The sequence below is a fragment of the Streptomyces sp. NPDC029164 genome, assembly GCF_055563995.1.
The window spans coordinates 63,437-80,370 of record NZ_JBVHWW010000029.1; the positions used below are offsets into that span (position 1 = coordinate 63,437).

16 protein-coding genes are annotated in these 16,934 nt (G+C 73.8%); 9 read left to right on the top strand and 7 right to left on the bottom strand.

The genetic code is table 11. The features are described from left to right. The first annotated feature begins 15 nt into the window (after window positions 1-15). From ACZ4VT_RS26255 to ACZ4VT_RS26275, 5 genes are all read left to right on the top strand, one after another. Window positions 16-636: a TetR/AcrR family transcriptional regulator gene (locus ACZ4VT_RS26255; protein WP_351589176.1), complete on the top strand. Its 621-nt coding sequence runs from the start codon at window positions 16-18 to the stop codon at window positions 634-636. Window positions 637-796: 160 nt separating this feature from the next. Then, window positions 797-3,028: a molybdopterin-dependent oxidoreductase gene (locus ACZ4VT_RS26260; RefSeq protein WP_467953186.1), complete on the top strand. Its 2,232-nt coding sequence runs from the start codon at window positions 797-799 to the stop codon at window positions 3,026-3,028. A 73-nt stretch (window positions 3,029-3,101) separates the two neighbouring features. Further along, window positions 3,102-4,610 (top strand): CitMHS family transporter, encoded by a 1,509-nt coding sequence (locus tag ACZ4VT_RS26265; protein WP_467953188.1) that lies wholly within the window; start codon window positions 3,102-3,104, stop codon window positions 4,608-4,610. 102 nt (window positions 4,611-4,712) lie between these two features. After that, complete coding sequence (locus tag ACZ4VT_RS26270) at window positions 4,713-6,125, top strand: aldehyde dehydrogenase family protein (protein ID WP_467953189.1); 1,413 nt, start codon at window positions 4,713-4,715, stop codon at window positions 6,123-6,125. Between the two features lie 67 nt (window positions 6,126-6,192). After that, on the top strand, window positions 6,193-7,272 hold the full coding sequence (locus ACZ4VT_RS26275) for a Zn-dependent alcohol dehydrogenase (protein WP_467953191.1): 1,080 nt from the start codon (window positions 6,193-6,195) through the stop codon (window positions 7,270-7,272). 63 nt (window positions 7,273-7,335) lie between these two features. Here the strand turns inward: ACZ4VT_RS26275 and ACZ4VT_RS26280 are convergent, their stop codons facing one another. Next, window positions 7,336-8,652, bottom strand: coding sequence for a HEAT repeat domain-containing protein (locus tag ACZ4VT_RS26280; protein WP_467953193.1), 1,317 nt, complete (start codon window positions 8,650-8,652; stop codon window positions 7,336-7,338). After that, window positions 8,649-9,290, bottom strand: a complete 642-nt coding sequence (locus tag ACZ4VT_RS26285; RefSeq protein ID WP_467953194.1) for a TetR/AcrR family transcriptional regulator — start codon at window positions 9,288-9,290, stop codon at window positions 8,649-8,651. Before ACZ4VT_RS26285 ends, ACZ4VT_RS26280 begins: the two co-directional genes overlap by 4 nt. A 79-nt stretch (window positions 9,291-9,369) precedes the next feature. On the opposite strand from ACZ4VT_RS26285, the gene ACZ4VT_RS26290 reads away from it, so the two are divergent. The 3 genes from ACZ4VT_RS26290 to ACZ4VT_RS26300 all read left to right on the top strand — a co-directional run bounded on the left by ACZ4VT_RS26290 (window position 9,370) and on the right by ACZ4VT_RS26300 (window position 11,624). Further along, window positions 9,370-10,521 carry an acyl-CoA dehydrogenase family protein gene (locus ACZ4VT_RS26290; RefSeq protein WP_467953196.1) on the top strand — a complete coding sequence of 384 codons (1,152 nt, stop codon included), beginning with the start codon at window positions 9,370-9,372 and terminating at the stop codon, window positions 10,519-10,521. A gap of 92 nt (window positions 10,522-10,613) precedes the next feature. After that, window positions 10,614-10,901, top strand: coding sequence for a YiaA/YiaB family inner membrane protein (locus ACZ4VT_RS26295; RefSeq protein ID WP_362806521.1), 288 nt, complete (start codon window positions 10,614-10,616; stop codon window positions 10,899-10,901). A gap of 87 nt (window positions 10,902-10,988) precedes the next feature. Further along, on the top strand, window positions 10,989-11,624 hold the full coding sequence (locus ACZ4VT_RS26300) for a TetR/AcrR family transcriptional regulator (protein WP_467953198.1): 636 nt from the start codon (window positions 10,989-10,991) through the stop codon (window positions 11,622-11,624). A 43-nt stretch (window positions 11,625-11,667) separates the two neighbouring features. Here ACZ4VT_RS26300 and ACZ4VT_RS26305 read toward each other — a convergent pair whose 3' ends face one another. Continuing rightward, on the bottom strand, window positions 11,668-12,129 hold the full coding sequence (locus tag ACZ4VT_RS26305; RefSeq protein WP_467953200.1) for a MaoC family dehydratase: 462 nt from the start codon (window positions 12,127-12,129) through the stop codon (window positions 11,668-11,670). A 170-nt stretch (window positions 12,130-12,299) separates the two neighbouring features. Between ACZ4VT_RS26305 and soxR the strand changes: the two genes are divergently transcribed. Further along, window positions 12,300-12,743, top strand: a complete 444-nt coding sequence (soxR, locus tag ACZ4VT_RS26310) for a redox-sensitive transcriptional activator SoxR (RefSeq protein ID WP_351296635.1) — start codon at window positions 12,300-12,302, stop codon at window positions 12,741-12,743. Here the strand turns inward: soxR and ACZ4VT_RS26315 are convergent. The 4 genes from ACZ4VT_RS26315 to ACZ4VT_RS26330 all read right to left on the bottom strand — a co-directional run bounded on the left by ACZ4VT_RS26315 (window position 12,724) and on the right by ACZ4VT_RS26330 (window position 16,902). Next, on the bottom strand, window positions 12,724-13,473 hold the full coding sequence (locus tag ACZ4VT_RS26315; RefSeq protein ID WP_467953202.1) for a 3-keto-5-aminohexanoate cleavage protein: 750 nt from the start codon (window positions 13,471-13,473) through the stop codon (window positions 12,724-12,726). The genes soxR and ACZ4VT_RS26315 overlap by 20 nt on opposite strands. Beyond that, window positions 13,473-14,054, bottom strand: coding sequence for a hypothetical protein (locus tag ACZ4VT_RS26320; RefSeq protein WP_467953204.1), 582 nt, complete (start codon window positions 14,052-14,054; stop codon window positions 13,473-13,475). Before ACZ4VT_RS26320 ends, ACZ4VT_RS26315 begins: the two co-directional genes overlap by 1 nt. Window positions 14,055-14,149: 95 nt before the next feature. Beyond that, window positions 14,150-15,517, bottom strand: a complete 1,368-nt coding sequence (locus tag ACZ4VT_RS26325; RefSeq protein WP_467953206.1) for a serine-threonine protein kinase — start codon at window positions 15,515-15,517, stop codon at window positions 14,150-14,152. An 83-nt stretch (window positions 15,518-15,600) separates the two neighbouring features. After that, window positions 15,601-16,902 (bottom strand): exo-beta-N-acetylmuramidase NamZ family protein, encoded by a 1,302-nt coding sequence (locus ACZ4VT_RS26330; RefSeq protein WP_467953208.1) that lies wholly within the window; start codon window positions 16,900-16,902, stop codon window positions 15,601-15,603. Window positions 16,903-16,934 lie beyond the last annotated feature (32 nt).

Below are 16,934 nucleotides of genomic sequence, written 5' to 3' on the forward strand. Positions count from 1 at the left end.
GCGAGGAGCGGCATGATGGACCCCGTGCCTCCCGCCCACTCACTGCGCCGTACGCCCGTCCAGCAGCGCAGCGCCGACCGGCTCGCCCGGATCCTCGACGCCTGCGCCGAGCTGCTGGACGAGACCGGGTACGAGAACCTCAGTACCCGCGCCGTCGCCCTGCGCGCCGGAGTGCCGATCGGCTCCGTCTACCGCTTCTTCGGCAACAAGCGGGCCATGGCGATCGCCCTCGCCCACCGCAACCTGGACCGCTACGCCGACGGCATCGCGGACCGTCTCGCCGGCCTCCCCGCCACCGACTGGCGGCCCGTCGTGGACGCCGTACTCGACGAGTACCTGGCGATGAAGCGCAGCGTCCCCGGATTCGCGCTCGTCGACTTCGGCGTCCCCGCGCCGCCGTCCGAGGGCCCGGAGGCCGACCCCAATCACCAGGTCGCAGCCCGCCTGACCGAACTGCTGTCCACGCACCTCGGCCTGACCCCCGACGCCGCACTGCAGCGTGCGGTCCTCGTCGCCGTCGAGGCCACCGACGCCCTCATCCAACTGGCCTTCCGGACCGACCCGGCCGGTGATCCCGAGATCGTCGCCGAGACCCGCGCGATGATGCAGGCGTACCTCGCCCGCGTACTGGACTGATCCCCGCCCTGCGCCGCCCCGGGGCCCCTGGCCCCTGGCCCGCACCCACCCCGCGAACCCCCGCACTGGGTCCCGCACGCCCCTCCCCTCCCTCCCTACCGGTCGGTATGCTCGGTGTTCCCGCGTGCCCGTGCCGCAGCCTGCCGCCCATGGAGGGCCCATGCCCCGCACCGCCCTGCGCATCTGCCCCCTCTGCGAAGCCACCTGCGGCCTCACCCTGACCATCGAAGGCGCCTCCGTCACCGGCGCCCGCGGTGACCGCGACGACGTGTTCAGCAAGGGCTTCATCTGTCCCAAGGGCGCCGCCTTCGGACAGCTCGACGCCGACCCCGACAGGCTCCGCACCCCGCTCGTCCGGCGCGACGGCCGACTGCGGGAAGCCACCTGGGAGGAGGCCTACGACGCCATCGCCGGCGCCGTCCCCGCACTCGTGCGGGAGTACGGTCCCCAGTCGGTCGGCGTCATCCTCGGCAACCCGAACGTCCACACCATGGCCGGCGCCCTCTACCCGCCGCTGCTCCTCAAGGCCCTCGGCACCCGCAAGCTGTTCACCGCCAGCACGCTCGACCAGATGCCCAAGCACGTCTCCAGCGGGCTGCTCTTCGGCGACCCCTTCGCGATCCCGGTCCCCGACCTCGACCGGACCGACTTCCTGCTGCTCCTGGGCGCCAACCCCATCGAGTCCAACGGCTCCCTGTGCACCGCCCCCGACTTCCCCGGCAAGCTCAAGGCGCTGCGCGCCCGCGGCGGCACCCTGGTCGTCGTCGACCCGCGCCGTACCCGTACCGCCGCGCTCGCCGACCGCCACCTCGCGCCGCGCCCCGGCAGTGACGCCCTGCTGCTCGCCGCCCTCGCGCACACCCTGCTCGCCGAGAAGCTCGCCGCCCCCGGCGCGCTCGGGGAACGGACCGAAGGGCTCGGGGAACTCGAGGCCGCCCTCGGGAGTTTCACTCCTGAGGCCGTGGCCCCCGCCTGCGACCTCCCGGCCGACGAGATCCGCACCCTCGCCCGCGAGCTCGCGGCCGCGCCCACCGCCGCCGTCTACGGGCGCATCGGCAGCTGCACCGTCGAGTACGGCACACCGGCCAGCTGGCTGGTCGACGTGCTGAACATCCTCACCGGCAACCTCGACAGGCCGGGCGGAGCCCTCTTCCCGCTCCCGGCCGCCGGCCCGCGGCCCCGCCCCGCCGGGCCCGGCAAGGGGTTCGCCACCGGCCGCTGGCACAGCCGGGTCAGCGGTCACCCCGAGGTCAAGAGCGAACTGCCCACCGCCGCCCTGGCCGAGGAGATCGAGACCCCGGGGGAGGGGCAGATACGCGCCCTGATCGCCATCGCCGCGAATCCGGTCCTGTCCGCACCCGACGGTGACCGGCTCGACAGGGCACTGGCCGGCCTCGACTTCATGGTCTCGGTCGACCCGTACCTGAACGAGACCTCACGCCACGCCCACGTCGTCCTGCCCCCGCCGCCGCCCTCGCAGAGCGCACACCACGATTTCGCCTTCAACGGCTTCGCCGTCCGCAACCAGGTGCGCTACACGCGCGCCGCCGTCCCGCTCGAAGCCGGCCGCCTCGACGAGTGCGAGATCCACGCGCGCCTCGTCCTGGCCGTCTCCGGCATGCACGGCTCGGCCGGACCGGAGGCCGTCGACGAACTGGCCGTCCAAAGCACCCTGGCCAAGGAGACCGCCGACCCGGGCTCACCCCTCCACGGGCAGGACCCGGCGCGCCTCGCCGGCCTCCTCACCGGCGAGAGCGGCCCCGAGCGCCGGCTCGACCTGATGCTCCGACTCGGGCCGTACGGAGACCGGTTCGGCGCGGCGGCCGAGGGCGAGCTCAGCCTGGAGCGGCTGCTCTCGCACCCGCACGGCATCGACCTGGGCCCGCTGCGGCCCCGGCTCCCGGGCGTGCTGAGGACCCGCAGCGGCAGGATCGAGCTGCTCCCGGACCCGATCGCGGCCGAGCTCCCCAGGCTGCGCGCGGCGCTCGCCGACCGCCCCGCCGCCCTGGTGCTCGTGGGCCGCCGCCACCTGCGGTCCAACAACAGCTGGTTGCACAACGTCCCGGCCCTCACCGGAGGTTCCAACCGCTGCACCCTCCAGATCCACCCGCAGGACGCCGGCCGGCTGGGCCTCACCGACGGCGGCCGGGCCCGGATCGCCGCCGAGGGCGGGAGCCTGGAGGTGCCGGTGGAGGTCACCGACGCCGTCCGCACCGGCGTGGTGAGCCTTCCGCACGGCTGGGGCCACGACCGCGCGGGCGCCCGCCTCGCGGTGGCCTCCGCGGCGCCCGGAGCCAACGTCAACCAGCTGCTCAACGGCACCCGGCTCGACAGGCTGTCCGGCACGGCCGTGCTCAACGGCTTCCCCGTCGAGCTCATACCCCTGCCCTGAGCTGGGGTTTTGCTCGTATTGCTCACGCGCAGACGTCTTGTTGGCCCTAGGAGGCGGCACCTACCTTCCCCCCATGCTGACCTTCCTCGGCTTCGCCATGATCGCGACCTTCCTGGTCCTGATCATGATGAAGAAAATGTCGCCCATCGCGGCCCTCGTCCTCATCCCCGCGCTCTTCTGCGTGTTCGCAGGCGAGGCCGCCCACCTCGGCGACTACGTCATCGACGGCGTCGGCAAGCTCGCGCCGACCGCCGCCATGCTGATGTTCGCCATCGTCTACTTCGGCGTGATGATCGACGTCGGCCTCTTCGACCCGATCGTGCGCGGCATCCTGCGCTTCTGCAAGGCGGACCCGATGCGGGTGGTGGTCGGTACGGCCGTCCTCGCCGCGATCGTCTCGCTCGACGGCGACGGATCGACCACCTTCATGATCACCGTCTCGGCCATGTACCCGCTGTACAAGAGGCTCGGGCTGAGCCTGGTGGTCATGACGGGTGTCGCGGCCACGGCCAACGGCGTCATGAACACCCTGCCCTGGGGCGGTCCCACGGCCCGCGCCGCCACCGCACTCAAGCTCGACGCCGCCGACATCTTCGTCCCGATGATCCCGGCCCTCGCGACGGGCCTGCTCTTCGTGTTCGTCCTGGCGTACGTCCTCGGCCTGAAGGAACGCCGCCGGGTCGGCCGCCTGGTCCTCCCCGGCGAGGCTGTGGAGCCGAAGCCACAGCAGGAGCAGGAGCAGGAGCAGGGGCAGGAGCACGAGTCCGCTGCCCTCGTCGCGGCCGGCTCGGGCCTCCGTACCACCGGCGGCACCCCCGCCCCTGCCCCCGCGGCCGGCTCAGGTTCGGACTCCGGTGCCGGTGCCGGTGCCGGATCCGGAGCCGGTGCCGAGTCCGTGGAGGCTCCGGCGTCCCCCGCCGCGCCCGGCGAGGGCGACGGCTTCCAGGGCCTCGACCCGAACCGCGCCACCCTGCGCCCGCGCCTCTACTGGTTCAACGCCGGTCTCACCGTCGTCCTCCTCACCGCGATGATCACGGAGCTGCTGCCCATTCCGGTGCTGTTCCTGCTCGGCGCCGCCCTCGCGCTCACCGTCAACTTCCCGCACATGCCCGACCAGAAGGCGCGGATCGCCGCCCACGCCGACAACGTCCTGAACGTCGCCGGCATGGTCTTCGCCGCGGCCGTCTTCACCGGGGTCCTCACGGGCACCGGCATGGTCAAGCACATGGCCGACTGGCTCGTCGGCGCCATCCCGGAGGGCATGGGCCCGCACATGGCGCTCGTCACCGGGGTGCTCAGCCTGCCGCTCACCTACTTCATGTCCAATGACGGCTTCTACTTCGGCGTCCTGCCCGTGCTCGCCGAGGCCGGCGCCGCCCACGGGGTCTCCCCGCTGGAGATCGCCCGCGCCTCCCTGGTCGGCCAGGCGCTGCACATGTCCAGCCCGCTGGTTCCGGCCGTCTACGTCCTCGTCGGCATGGCCAAGGTCGAGTTCGGCGATCACACCCGTTTCACCGTGAAATGGGCGGCTCTGACCTCTCTCGTCGTCCTCGCGGCAGGGATGCTTTTCGGCATCATCTGACCCCGGGCCACCCCTGGCCGAGAAAAACTACCGACGCTAGTTTGTAGGGTGTCGGGGAGGTCGGATCCACGCGCAGACGCGTACGTACTCGGGAGGAACGCCATGAAGGCCCAGGACGGGATGTACATCGACGGCGCGTGGCGGCCCGCCGCCGGAGCCGACCGGATCGAGGTCGTCAATCCGGCCGACGGGCAGGTCATCGCCGAGGTCCCGGCCGGTACCGCCGAGGACGTGGACACGGCCGTACGCGCGGCCCGCGCGGCCCTGCCCGGCTGGGCGGCCACGCCTCCGGCCGAGCGCGCCGCCCTGATCGGGGCGCTCCGCGACGCACTGCAGGCCCGCAAGGGCGAGTTGACCGAGACCGTCACCGCCGAACTCGGCGCCCCGCTCCCCTTCGCGAAGGCGGTCCACGTCGGCGGGTCCATCGCCGTCACCTCCTCCTTCGCCGAGATGGCCGCCTCGTACGCCTTCGAGGAGCGCATCGGGAACTCCACCGTCCTGCTGGAGCCGGTCGGTGTGGTCGGGGCCATCACGCCCTGGAACTATCCCCTGTACCAAGTCGTTGCAAAGGTGGCGCCCGCTCTCGCCGCCGGCTGCACCCTCGTCCTCAAGCCGGCCGAGGACACCCCGCTGACCGCACAGCTCTTCGCCGAGGCCGTGCACGACGCGGGGATCCCGGCCGGAGTCTTCAACCTGGTGACCGGTACCGGTCCGGTCGCCGGGCAGGCGCTGGCCGCGCACGAGGGAGTCGACTTCGTCTCCTTCACCGGCTCGACCGCCGTCGGCAGGAAGATCGGCGCCACGGCCGGCGCCGCCGTCAAGCGCGTCGCCCTCGAACTCGGCGGCAAATCGGCCAATGTCATCCTGCCCGGGGCCGACCTGGCCACGGCCGTCGCGGCAGGCGTCGGCCACGTCATGAACAACACCGGCCAGAGCTGCAACGCGCTCACCCGGATGCTCGTCCACCGGGACCAGTACGAGGAGGCGGTCTCGCTCGCGGCCGCCGCCGTCGCCGAATACCCCACCGGCGACCCCCGCGAGGCCGGCACCCGCATCGGCCCCGTCGTCAACGCGAAGCAGCACGAACGCGTCCGCGGCTTCATCGCCAAGGGCGTGGAGGAAGGCGCGCGCCTCGTCGCGGGCGGGCCCGACGCGCCCCATGAGCAGGGATACTTCGTGGCCCCCACCGTGTTCGCCGATGTCACGCCCGACATGACCATCGCCCAGGAGGAGATCTTCGGCCCCGTGCTGTCGATCCTCGCCTACGAGGACGAGGAGGAGGCCCTGCGCATCGCCAACGGCACCGTCTACGGCCTCGGCGGCGCCGTCTGGGCCGCGGACGAGGAGACGGCCGCGGCCTTCGCCCGCCGCATGGACACCGGGCAGGTGGACATCAACGGCGGCCGCTACAACATCCTCGCGCCCTTCGGCGGCTACAAGCAGTCGGGCGTCGGCCGGGAGTTGGGCCCGCACGGCCTGGCGGAGTACCTCCAGACGAAGTCCCTGCAGTTCTGATCCCGCGACGCCGCGGAGTTCCCAGCCCCTCCACCCTCCCCAGCACCGGAAAGACGAGACGACGACCATGGTCCGCGCCGCCATCCTGCCCGCCGTCGGAGCCCCGCTGGAGATACGGGAGATCGTGCTGCCCGATCCCGGTCCCGGGCAGGTCCGCGTACGGCTCGCCGCAGCCGGGGTCTGCCACTCCGACCTCTCCCTCACCAACGGCACCATGCGGGTCCCCGTGCCCGCCGTCCTCGGTCACGAGGGCGCGGGCACGGTCCTCGCCGTAGGCGAGGGCGTCACGCACGTCGCGCCCGGCGACGGCGTGGTGCTCAACTGGGCCCCGTCCTGCGGGGAGTGCCACCACTGCACCATCGGTGAGGTCTGGCTCTGCGCCAAGGCGCTCAGCGGGGTCGGGGCCGTCCACGCGCACGACGCGCAAGGCACCGAGCTGCACCCCGGGCTGAACGTGGCCGCCTTCGCCGAGGAGACCGTCGTCGCGGCCAACTGCGTGCTGCCCGCGCCCGCCGGGATCCCGCTGGCCGAGGCCGCCCTGCTCGGCTGTGCCGTCCTCACCGGCTACGGGGCCGTCCACCACAGTGCCCAGGTCCGGCCGGGCGAGTCGGTGGCCGTCTTCGGTGTCGGCGGGGTCGGCCTGGCCGCCCTCCAGGCCGCCCGGATCGCGCAGGCGGGCCCGGTCATCGCCGTCGACGTGTCGCCGGCCAAGGAGGAACTGGCCCGCGCGGCCGGGGCCACCGCGTTCGTGCTCGCCTCGGACACCACCGCCAAGGAAATCCGCGCGCTCACCGGCGGGCAGGGCGCGGACGTCGCCGTCGAGTGCGTCGGCCGGGCCGAGACCATCCGCGGAGCCTGGGAGTCCACCCGCCGCGGCGGCCGCACCACGGTCGTCGGCATCGGCGGCAAGGAGCAGCAGGTCACCTTCCACGCGCTGGAGATCTTCCACTTCGCCCGCACCCTCACGGGCTGCGTCTACGGCAACAGCGACCCCGCCCGCGACCTCCCGGTGATCGCCGAACACGTCCGCGCCGGCCGCCTCGACCTCGGCGCCCTGGTCACCGACCGCATCACCCTCGACGGCATCCCGGCCGCCTTCGACGCCATGCTGGCGGGCAAGGGCGGCCGCTCCCTGGTCGTCTTCTAGCCCCGCCGCCGGCCCCGCCGCCGCCGGCCCCGCCGGCCCCGCGCCCAACCGGTGCGGCCGATCTCAGTCGGCCGCGCCGCCCGGCGGGGCCGCGCCGGACGCCGCCTCTCGCCGCCGCCGCAGGTACCGGTGCGCCTCGTCCAGCGACCAGTACCCGGGCCAGTCCTCCTGGTACCCGGAGCTGACCCAGTCCAGCACCTCCTCGCCGCGCGGATCGTCGAGCAGCACGAGCGCCCGTACCGCCTCGGCCTGGATCTCGGCCGACGGATCGCCCAGCAGCGGCAGCAGCGCCTTGCGGAGGTCGGCGGAACGGTCCCCGCGCTCCGCCACCGCGCGGCACCCCTGGCCGCGCACCACGGCGTCGGCGTCCCGGAGGAAGTCGAGCAGCGCCGGGCGTACCCGCTCCTCGCCCGCGCAGCCGATGAACGCCCCGGCGACCGCCCGCCGGACCGCAGCGGACGGATGGCGTGCGTGGGGGAGCAGGGCGTCGGCGACGGCTGCGCCCGACCCTGGGGGGTGGCAGTCCGAGAGACCGACGAGCAGCACGGCGAGCACCTCGGGCGACGGTTCGTCGGCCGCCCACGGGAGGAAGAGGTCCCACGTCAAGTCCCGCAGGCAGGCGGGCCCGTCCACACAGGGACCGGCCTCGTCGCACTCGTCGAAGAGGGCCATGCAGCGCGCCACCTCGGCTCCGAAGTGCCGTACGGAGGAGTGCGGATGGCCGCGCAGGGCCGCCGCCTCCCGCCAGGTCTCGCGGTCGGCCCGGCGGTACAGCGCGTACACGGCCGCCCAGCGCGTCACGCCGTCGAGGTCGGCCTCCGCCTCGGCGCGTGCGAGGAGTTCCGCGAAGGGGGTCCGTATCCCGTGGGCCGCCTCCAGCGCGCACAGGATCGCCGTGTGCCCGGTGCGCACCCGCGCGTCGGTGCCGGCCAGCCGCAGCACGCCGGTGAAGGAGTACTCGTCGTCCGGGACGCGGCTGAGCTCCGCCGGTCCCGTGGCCCCCGTCCGGCGGCGCAGTTCGTTCTCGGCGCCCGTCTCGTGCCAGTGCCGGGCCAGTTCCAGGGCGGTGCGCCCATCGGGGCCCGTCGGCCAGGTCGGCACCGAGGAGGAAAGGAGCAGTGAGACGACCGCGCAGGCCCCGGCATCGACCGCGCGCAGCAGCGGGGTCCGACCGTCGGGGCCCTGGCGGTCGAGCCGTGCCCCGTGGCTGCGCAGGACATCGACCACCGGGTACGTGCCACGGGCCGCGGCGATGTCCAGCGCCGTCAGGCCGTCCGTGCCGAGGGCCTCCAGGTCGGGACCCTCCCGCAGCAGGGCCCGTACGCGCGCCGCGTCGCCGGCCCGCGCCGCGGTGATCAAGTCGGTGTCCCCGTGCGTCACGCGGTCTCCTTCAACGCCTCGTACTGGAGGGCCAGGCCGTCCAGCAGCGCCGCCAGGCCCGTCTCGAAGGCGCCCTCGTCCACCTCGCGCTGCCGCTCGGCCAGCAGGTGGGCCTGGCCCAGGTGGGGGTAGTCCGCAGGGTCGTACGCGGCGCGGTCGTCCACGAAACCCCGGGCGAAGGAGCCCACGGCCGAGCCCAGGATGAAGTACCGCATCAGCGCGCCGATCCGGGTCGCCTGCGCCGGCGGCCAGCCGGCCGCCGTCATCGCGCCGAACACCGCGTCCGCCAGCCGCAGTCCGGCCGGGCGGCGGCCCGGCCCGCGGGCCAGCACCGGCACGATGTTCGGATGGTCGGCCAGGGCGTCGCGATACGAGTGCGCCCACGCGTGCAGGGAGGCCCGCCAGTCCCGGCCGCCGTCGAACATCGACAAGTCGACCCGCGCGCTCACCGAGTCCGCCACCGCGTCCAGGATCTCGTCCTTGGTGCGGAAGTGGTTGTAGAGCGAGGGCCCGCTGACGCCGAGCGCGGCCGCCAGCCGCCGCGTGGACACCGCCTCCAGCCCCTCCGTGTCCACCAGCGCGCCGGCCGCCTCGACGATGCGGTCGCGGCTGAGGAGGGGCTTGCGCGGTCTGGCCATGCGCCACATAGTAGGGCCCGGCCGCCATAAACTACCGGTGCTAGTTAAATGCCCCGGACGAGACGCCCGGAGGTGCCCGGTGAACCTGGAGCTGAGCGAGGAGCAGAGCGCCGTACGCCGGCTCGCCCGCGAGTTCACCGAGCGCGAGGTCGTCCCGTACGCCGCCGCGTGGGACCGCGCCGAGAGCGTGGACCGGGCCATCGTGAAGAAGCTCGGCGCGCTCGGCTTCCTCGGCCTGACCGTCCCCGAGGAGTACGGCGGCTCCGGCGGCGACCACCTCGCCTACGTCCTCGTCACCGAGGAGCTCGGACGCGGCGACTCCGCCGTGCGCGGGATCGTCTCCGTCTCCCTCGGCCTGGTCGCCAAGACGATCGCCGCCTGGGGGACCGGGGAGCAGAAGCAGGAGTGGCTGCCCCGCCTCTGCTCCGGCGACGCGCTCGGCTGCTTCGGTCTGACCGAGCCCGGCACCGGCTCCGACGCGGGCGCCCTCACCACCCGCGCCGTGCGCGAGGCGGACGCGTACGTCATCAGCGGCAGCAAGATGTTCATCACCAACGGAACCTGGGCCGACGTGGTCCTCCTCTTCGCCCGCACCGGAGACGAGCCCGGCCACCGGGGGATATCCGCCTTCCTCGTCCCCACCGACACCCCGGGCCTGACCCGCCGCGAGATCCACGGCAAGCTGGGCCTGCGCGGACAGGCCACCGCCGAACTCGCCCTCGACGGCGTCCGCGTCCCCGCCTCCGCGATGCTCGGCCCCGAGGGCAAGGGCTTCTCGGTCGCCATGTCCGCCCTCGCCAAGGGCCGGATGTCGGTCGCCGCCGGCTGCGTCGGCATCGCGCAGGCGGCGCTGGACGCGGCCGTCTCGTACGCCGCCGAGCGCGAGCAGTTCGGCAAGCCGATCGCCCACCACCAGCTGGTGCAGGAGCTGATCGCCGACATCTCGGTCGACGTGGACGCGGCCCGGCTGCTGACCTGGCGGGTCGCCGACCTCATCGACCGCGGGCAGCCCTTCGCCACCGAGTCCTCCACCGCCAAGCTCTTCGCCTCCGAGGCCGCCGTGCGCGCCGCGAGCAACGCCCTCCAAGTGCACGGAGGCTACGGCTACATCGACGAGTACCCGGCGGGCAAGCTGCTGCGCGACGCCCGCGTCATGACCCTCTACGAGGGCACCAGCCAGATCCAGAAGCTGCTCATCGGCCGTGCCCGCACCGGGGTTTCCGCCTTCTGAGCCCCGGCCGGCCGAGCCGGCCGAGCCGGCTGAGTACCGGCATGAGTACGCGTGCGGATGTGCCCGCTCCCGCCGGGCCCGATGCTCGAGCCATGAACGAGACACCGGTCAAGCAGCAGAGCACGGGGGCGTACTACGGCCAGGCCGTCGCCTCCTTCGGTATCGCCATCGGCGCCGTGTCCGTGGGGATCTACAACCTGGACGCGAACGGCTGGGTCCGCGCCTTCCTCGGCATCGCGGTCCTGTACCTCACCACCTCGGCCTTCACCCTCGCCAAGGTGATCCGCGACCGCCAGGAGGTCACGCAGATCGTCAGCAGGGTGGATCAGGCCAGGATGGAGAAGATCATGGCCGAGTACGACCCCTTCGCGCCGAAGTAGTCGGCCACCGAGCGCCCGCCCGCACTAAGCGCTTGCTCACCCTCCGGTAGGGTGTTCACTTCCACACGGTGAAGAGGTGAGCGAGCGATGGACAGCGCGGAGGAGACGGTCGGCGGTTACCGGCCGTGGTCCGAGGTCACCCCCGACGCCGCACGGCGGCTGCTCGTCGCCGCCGTCGAGGCCTTCGCCGAGCGCGGGTACCACGCCACCACCACACGTGACATCGCCGGCCGGGCCGGCATGAGCCCGGCCGCGCTCTACATCCACTACAAGACCAAGGAAGAGCTGCTCCACCGGATCAGCCGGATCGGCCACGACAAGGCGCTGGAGATCCTGACCACCGCGGCCGAGGGTCCCGGCTGCGCCGCCGAGCGGCTCGACGCCGCCGTCCGGTCCTTCGTACGGTGGCACGCGGCGCACCACACCACCGCACGCGTGGTCCAGTACGAGCTCGACGCTCTCGCTCCGGAGCACCGCTCCGAAATCGTGGCACTGCGCCGGGAGAGCGACGCCGCCGTCCGCCGGATCCTCGCCGACGGGGTCGCGGCAGGGGAGTTCGACGTCCCGGACGTGCCGGGCACCACCCTCGCGGTGCTCTCGCTGTGCATCGACGTGGCCCGCTGGTTCAACGTGGCCGGGCAGCGCACGCCCGACGAGGTCGGCGGGCTCTACGCCGACCTCGTGCTGCGCATGGTGGCCGCACGGCCGCGCCCTCGGACGTAGTCCGTCCGAAGCGGTCCGCCCGAAGCAGGTCAGAGGCAGCCCGTCAGAAGTAGTAGCGGGACACCGACTCCGCCACGCACACCGGCTTGTCGCCGCCCTCGCGTTCGACCGTCACCGTGGCCGTGACCTGCACGCCCCCGCCCGCCTCCGTGACCTCCGTGATCGCGGCCGTGGCGCGCAGCCGCGAGCCGACCGGCACCGGCGCGGGGAAACGCACCTTGTTCGTCCCGTAGTTGAGACCCATCTTCATGCCCTCGACCCGCATGATCCGCGGCACGAGGACGGGCAGCAGGGACAGCGTCAGATAGCCGTGCGCGATGGTGGAACCGAAGGGTCCGCCCGCTGCCCGCTCCGGGTCCACGTGGATCCACTGGTGATCGCCCGTGGCGTCCGCGAAGAGGTCGATCCGCTTCTGGTCCACCTCCAGCCACTCGCTGGGACCGAGTGGCGCGCCGATCCCGGCGCGCAGTTCCTCGGCGGACGTGAAGACCCTCGGCTCGGACATGCCCTGTTCCTGCCTTTCGCGGACAACTCGCGGACAATGCGCGGAAACTCACGGACGACTGGCGGCCGGCCGGCGGACGAGTGACGGACCGGCCCCTGACGAATAAGCGCTTGCTCAGCATGCTGGGACCGCATGTGTATGTCAACGGAGCTCCGACTACCCTCGGCCGGGTGCCGCAGATTCCCGAGAAAGTCCACGAGCTCACCGTCGGCCAGCTGTCCGCCCGTAGCGGCGCGGCCGTCTCCGCACTCCACTTCTACGAGGCCAAGGGCCTGATCAGCAGCCGTCGCACCTCCGGCAACCAGCGCCGCTACACCCGTGACGCGCTGCGCCGCGTCGCCTTCGTGCGCGCCGCGCAGCGCGTGGGCATCCCGCTGGCCAGCATCCGCGACGCCCTGGCCCAGCTCCCCGAGGAACGCACCCCCACCCGCGAGGACTGGGCCCGCCTCTCCGAGGCCTGGCGCACCGAGCTCGACGAGCGGATCATGCGGCTCGGCCGGCTGCGCGACCACCTCACGGACTGCATCGGCTGCGGCTGTCTCTCGATGAAGACCTGCGCCCTGTCCAACCCCGACGACGTCTTCGGTGAACGCCTCACCGGTTCGCGGCTGTAGTCCCCGCGGCGGCCGGGCTCCGCGGTATCAGTTCCCGGGCCGCCGCCACCAGTTCGGCATTCGACCCTGCCGGACGCCCGTCCGGCAGGTGCAGTACGTCGCCCACGCCGGTGCGCGCCCCCGTTCCGCACCGCGCGGCCAGCCGCAGCACCGGCCACGCGGCCGCCTCCCGTCCGTACACCAGCACCGCCACCGGAGGCAGCCCGCGCAGCCCGGCCACCAGCGCCGGATCGGCCGCCGCGAGCTCGACCGCGAGTCGGACCCGCCCCGGCTCGCGCACCGGCCAGGCCAGGAACCGTGCCATCGGCTCCGGGCCGGCCGGTCCGCCCACCGGGACCACGGCGTCCACCGAAATCCCCCGCGCCAGCAGCGTCCGTGCCAGTTCCCCGGCCCCCGGCTCCCCGAAGCGCACCACCGCCCGGTCCGGCAGCACCGTCCACGAACGCACCCGCTCCAGCCGCCCCGCCGGATCGGGCTCGGCCCCGATGCCCGCCGGCACCGACAGCGGTACGGGGACCCCCGCGCCCCGCATCGCCGCCAGCACCGGCCCCACCACCCGCGGCGAGAGGTTCTCCCGCCCGCACGGCGTCCGTGGGTGCACCAGCACCTCCCCGGCCCCGGCGGCGACCGCCGCCAGCGCCGACTCCGCCAGATCCGCGGGCGACATCGGCACGGCCGGCCCGTCCGCGGCGTTCCGCGCGCCGTTCACCGAAGCCAGCAGCAACGGCATCAGGCCGCCCCCGCATGGGGCGTCTCCGCCAGCGCCGGTCTGGGCACCACGATCCCGCAGCCCGCGCACACCGGCCCGTCCCAGGCCCAGGCGCCCTCCCACGGCCCCATCGGTGCCACCGCCGGCCACCGCAGTTCGGTGTCCCCGCAGACCGGGCACGCCGTCCCGGGCTCCGACTCCAGTGCCCGGACCAGCCGCCGCAGCACCTCGCCCAGCGCCCCCTCCGGCCGCACGCCCGGATCCGCGCACCGCACCACCGCGTCCCCGCTCCCGCCCCACGCCCACTCCGGCCGGCGCAGCCCGTCGTGCTTCTCCCGCCGGCGCCGCTCCGCGAACTGGCGCTCGTACTCCAGCCAGACCGCCCGCGCGTCCTCCAGCTCCTCCAGTGCGGCGACCAGCCGCAGCGGATCCGCCCCCCGGTCCTCGGGGGCGATTCCGTGGCGGTCGCACAGGTGCCACCACGTGGCCCGGTGCCCGTACGGGGCGAACCGCTCCAGGCAACGGCGCAGCGAATGGCGCCGCAAAGCCCGGTCATTGCGCGCGTCGCGCACCTGGTAGGCCAGACTCCGGAATCCCGCCATCACACCATCACCTCCGCCGATGTGCCCAACATGCCCTGCCCGGGCCGGGCGCATGCGGGGGCGGTCGAGGCGTGCGGGTGGCACATGGCCGGAACTCAGCGCCCCATGCGCCCCGCGGTCACCACCACCCGGGCCAGTTCCTCGTGGCAGATGTCGCTGTGCGCCCCCGAGGGGGCACCGCCGCGGCGGACCACGGAGCCCGCGTCCACACTGACGCAACCGGCCGCCGGCACCCCCTCGCGCAGGGCGCCGGCGAGGCTCAGCCGCGGCGCGCCCGGCACCGCCTGCACCCCGTCGTGCCCGATGGCGCCCCACCGTTCGTCGAAGCCCAGCACTCCGGCCGAATCCCCTGCCATCCGGGAGGCCAGCGGATAGAAGAGCCCGAGGGCCGAGTCGTGCGGGGAGTGGCAGGCCACCACCGGCCCGTCGACCCTGCGCTGGAGGCCGCGCAGGGCGCCACCGGTGCTCCTGTCGTGCGGCAGCCGGTCGGCGAACGCGTAGTGGGAGAAGGCCCCCTGGAGCAGGGTCACGGACTTCACGTACCGGGCGCCGTCCGGGACCGCGCGCAGCGCGAAGGACACCACCCGCGCCCCGAAGCTGTGTCCGATCAGGTGGAACCGCAGGGCCGGGCGGTCGCCCGCCAGTTGTGCCAGCACCGGGCCGAGACCGCGCTCGCCGACCACGCCCGCCCGCTTCTTCATCTTGTAGTACGTCGCCTGTCGAAGCAGCTCCTTCGCCCCGCCCCACAGACCGCGCAGGGCGCCGCCGACCGCGAGGCTCGGGTCACCGGCGCCGTCGGCCGGCGCGCCCGCCGCGGCCAGGGCGCGGGAGAGGGCCCGGCACACCTCCAGTACGTCGTCCGTGAAGAGGGCGGGAACCGCCGGAGCCGCCGCCGCGGGCACCGCGTCCACCCCCGCCAGCTCCCGTACGAGCGCACCGAACTCGATGAACGCGGCCGCCGACTCCGGCCGCTCCTCCAGCAGCTCCGCCACCCGGTCCAGCTCCGCCTCCCGTCCCGGCCAGAACTCCCCGAGCGCCCGGCGGGTGAGGGGGTCCAGTGCCGTGCCGAAGCCGGGTTCCGCGAGGGCGCCGGGTGTGTCGAAGTCGGGGATCGGCTCGTCGGAGAACCGCATCGAGGGCCATACGACGCCCACGTACCCCAGCCGTACCCCCGACCCCACCAGCCCCGGGAAGGGGGCGAAGAACCGGTCGTAGAGCCGGGTCGCGGTGGACCGGTCACTGTTCCAGCCGTGGGCGAAGACCAGCACGTCCGTGGCCTCCATCCGGGCCACCGCGCCCTGCGTGGCCCGGTCCACGTCCCCTTCGGAGTCGAAGGTCAGCTCCGCGTACGGCCCGACGCCGATCCCGACCGTGACCCCGGGCCGGTTCCCCGCCGAGATCGCGGCCGCGGTCCCGGCCACCGCTCCGGCCCCGATTCCGAACCCGCCACCGATGTCCGCCATGACGTCCCCCTCCACGCCGTGCCTCCGGTGCTGTCAGCATCCTGCTGACACGCCCGCCCGGCCAGCCCCCCGGCGCGCTCGGCTCACTCGTAGAGGAGGTATTCCCCGCGCGTCGCCGTGAACCGCGCCAGTCCCGCCGCCCAGTCGCCCACGATCTCCTCCACCCCGGCCCCCGCGTCCACCATGGTCCGCACCCGGTCCGAGCCGGTCAGCCGGTCGATCCAGTGGTCCGTCCGCCAGCCGAAGCCGCTCCACGACCGCCGGGCGGTGACCAGCAGCCCGATCCCGGCCCGTACCGGGTCGAAGGCCTCCCGGTCGTGGACGATCAGCCGGACCCCGCCGCACACCTTCCCCACGTGCTTGGAGAAGGCCGGCGTGAAGTACGCCTCCCGGAACCACACTCCGGGCAGACCCAGCGCGTTCGCCGCCTCCGCCCACCGCCGGTCGATCCCCTCCGCGCCCACCACTTCGAAGGGCGTGGTCGTCCCGCGCCCCTCGGACAGGTTCGTCCCCTCGAACAGGCAGGTGCCGGCGTACGCGAGGGCCGTGTCCGGGGTCGGCATGTTCGGGCTCGGCGGCACCCAGGGCAGCCCGGTCTCCCCGAAGAACGACTGCCGCCGCCACCCGGACATCGCCACCGTCCGCAGCCGCACCGGACGGTCGGCCAGGAACTCGCCGTTGAAGAGCAGGGCCAGTTCGGCCGCCGTCATCCCGTGCGCGAGCGCGATCGGCTCCCGGCCCACGAAGCTCGCGTACGGCCGCTCCAGTACGGGCCCCGCCGCCCGGCGGCCGCCCACCGGATTCGGCCGGTCCAGCACCACCACCGCCTTGCCGGCGAGCGAGGCCGCGCGCATGCAGTCGTAGAGGGTCCAGATGTAGGTGTAGAAGCGAGCCCCGACGTCCTGGATGTCGAAGACGACGGTGTCGATCGCGGCCGCCGTGAACACGTCCGCGAGCCGCTGCCCGCTCTTGTCGTACGTGTCGTACACAGGCAGCCCGGTCGCCGCATCCCGGGAGGCCCCCTCCGAGTCGCCGGCCTGCGCCGTGCCGCGGAACCCGTGCTCGGGCCCGAACACGGCGACCAAATCCACCCGTGCGTCCGCGTGCAGGACGTCGACCAGGTGGCGGGCGTCGGCGGTGATCCCGGTGGGGTTGGTGACCACCCCGACCCTCTGCCCGGCCAGCAGGGCGTACCCGTCCGCGGCGAGCCGCTCGAAGCCGGTCCGCACCCGGTCCGCCGCCCGTGGCGCGGAGCCCCGGCCCGCCGGTGCCGCCCCGGCGGCGCCCGCCGCCCCCACGGCCCCCACGGCTCCCACGGCTCCCGCCGTTCCCACCGATCCCAAGGCCCCCGCCAGTCCCAGCACCCCGCGTCGCGACAGCGTCATCCGGCCACGCTACGAGTCCGGCCCCTTCCACC

Excerpts from the sequence above, each read along its gene's own strand:
- ACZ4VT_RS26255 (WP_351589176.1), top strand. The coding sequence starts at position 16 with ATGGACCCCGTGCCTCCCGCCCACTCACTGCGCCGTACGCCCGTCCAG.
- ACZ4VT_RS26260 (WP_467953186.1), top strand. The coding sequence starts at position 797 with ATGCCCCGCACCGCCCTGCGCATCTGCCCCCTCTGCGAAGCCACCTGC.
- ACZ4VT_RS26265 (WP_467953188.1), top strand. The coding sequence starts at position 3,102 with ATGCTGACCTTCCTCGGCTTCGCCATGATCGCGACCTTCCTGGTCCTG.
- ACZ4VT_RS26270 (WP_467953189.1), top strand. The coding sequence starts at position 4,713 with ATGAAGGCCCAGGACGGGATGTACATCGACGGCGCGTGGCGGCCCGCC.
- ACZ4VT_RS26275 (WP_467953191.1), top strand. The coding sequence starts at position 6,193 with ATGGTCCGCGCCGCCATCCTGCCCGCCGTCGGAGCCCCGCTGGAGATA.
- ACZ4VT_RS26285 (WP_467953194.1), bottom strand. The coding sequence starts at position 9,290 with ATGGCCAGACCGCGCAAGCCCCTCCTCAGCCGCGACCGCATCGTCGAG.
- ACZ4VT_RS26295 (WP_362806521.1), top strand. The coding sequence starts at position 10,614 with ATGAACGAGACACCGGTCAAGCAGCAGAGCACGGGGGCGTACTACGGC.
- ACZ4VT_RS26300 (WP_467953198.1), top strand. The coding sequence starts at position 10,989 with ATGGACAGCGCGGAGGAGACGGTCGGCGGTTACCGGCCGTGGTCCGAG.
- ACZ4VT_RS26305 (WP_467953200.1), bottom strand. The coding sequence starts at position 12,129 with ATGTCCGAGCCGAGGGTCTTCACGTCCGCCGAGGAACTGCGCGCCGGG.
- ACZ4VT_RS26315 (WP_467953202.1), bottom strand. The coding sequence starts at position 13,473 with ATGCCGTTGCTGCTGGCTTCGGTGAACGGCGCGCGGAACGCCGCGGAC.
- ACZ4VT_RS26320 (WP_467953204.1), bottom strand. The coding sequence starts at position 14,054 with ATGGCGGGATTCCGGAGTCTGGCCTACCAGGTGCGCGACGCGCGCAAT.
- ACZ4VT_RS26325 (WP_467953206.1), bottom strand. The coding sequence starts at position 15,517 with ATGGCGGACATCGGTGGCGGGTTCGGAATCGGGGCCGGAGCGGTGGCC.
- ACZ4VT_RS26330 (WP_467953208.1), bottom strand. The coding sequence starts at position 16,902 with ATGACGCTGTCGCGACGCGGGGTGCTGGGACTGGCGGGGGCCTTGGGA.